Origin of the sequence: Micromonospora sp. B11E3, assembly GCF_039871625.1 — a bacterium.
Lineage (GTDB): Bacteria > Actinomycetota > Actinomycetes > Mycobacteriales > Micromonosporaceae > Micromonospora.
This window is the reverse complement of the sequence record NZ_JBDPMC010000261.1, coordinates 1-553: the sequence shown is the minus strand read 5'-3', so window position 1 is coordinate 553 and position 553 is coordinate 1. Positions and strand designations below refer to the sequence as shown.

Sequence of the window (553 nt, the reverse complement as noted above, 5' to 3'; positions counted from 1 at the left end):
GGCACGCCGTTCGCGCACGGCGGCGGGCGGTGGAATGGCTGGTCGACAACTCCCTGGTCGACGACGAAACAGGCGAGTGCCCTGCGACGCGGCTCGGCATGTCCACCGATCCGCCAACGCAACAGCGCCCACACGCACCCCGCTAACAAATGAAGCATCGATAACCAGCGATTGACTTGATGATCATCAGTCCTGGCACCCACCAGACCGGACCGGACACCCTCGGAGCCTGTGCCGTGCCATAACTCGTCGCACATGCCGTGAGCCGGGAGTTCTCGGCTCGGGCTGATGATCTCTGGTATGACCTGTACGGTGCCAATTCCTGTCGCACGCGCTGTGAGCTGGTCCCTCGCAAGTTTGAGGCACCTTCATGGTCATGGTGTTCCGGTTGATCTACCTGTTCGCGATCCGCGTGTTCGGCGCCCTTTTCGTCGCGGCCCGCAGTGACAGTGCCCTGCTCGCGGAGCTGCTGGCGCTGCGCCACGAGGTCGCGGTGCTCCGCCGCCAGGTCCACAGCCGACCACGGCTGTCCTGTCCAGACCGGGCAATCCTG

General features: G+C 64.6%; 1 pseudogene. It reads left to right on the top strand.

From position 1 onward, the window contains the following. Nucleotides 1-370: 370 nt before the first annotated feature. Nucleotides 371-553, top strand: a pseudogene (locus ABGB16_RS33985) (integrase catalytic region); the annotation flags it as partial.